The organism is Vibrio sp. 378 (assembly GCF_033339435.1).
On sequence record NZ_JAWOUO010001196.1, the window covers coordinates 1 to 517 of the forward strand.

A 517-nucleotide genomic window follows, 5' to 3' on the forward strand; every position below is an offset into this window, starting at 1 on the left:
CCGCATGTTTTTTCGGATGTTGAGTTTGAGTCTGACGAGGAAATTAATGCCAACTGGGAAGCGGAAAAAGCAAAAGAAAAAGCGCAAGTAGGCAAAGCTGAAGAAAGTATCCTAGACTCAATACCAAACTCTTTACCGGCGCTTTCTCGTGCTACAAAGATTCAGAAAAAATGTGCGAAATACGGATTCGATTGGGATTCGCTTGGGCCAGTAGTCAGTAAGGTTCAAGAAGAAGTGGATGAGGTGATGGAAGAAGCGCTTCAAATCGAACCAGATGAAGAGAAAGTCGAACTTGAGTTAGGGGACTTGTTGTTTGCTACGGTCAATTTAGCACGTCATCTTGGCAAAGACCCAGAAGTGGCATTAAGCAAAGCGAACATTAAGTTTGCCAAGCGTTTTAAGCAAGTTGAAGGTAAGGTCGCGCAATCAGGAAGAACACTCACCGAGTGTACGTTGTCAGAACTCGACAATTTTTGGAATGAAGTGAAAAAAGAAGAGTGAAGTTGCAGACAAAATA

Annotated in this window: 1 protein-coding gene; it reads left to right on the forward strand. The window is 42.7% G+C overall.

The window, feature by feature from the left end:
* A partial coding sequence (locus tag R7Q48_RS31110; RefSeq protein WP_318134277.1) for a MazG family protein occupies positions 1-501 on the forward strand: 501 nt, incomplete at its 5' end.
* Positions 502-517: the final 16 nt, after the last annotated feature.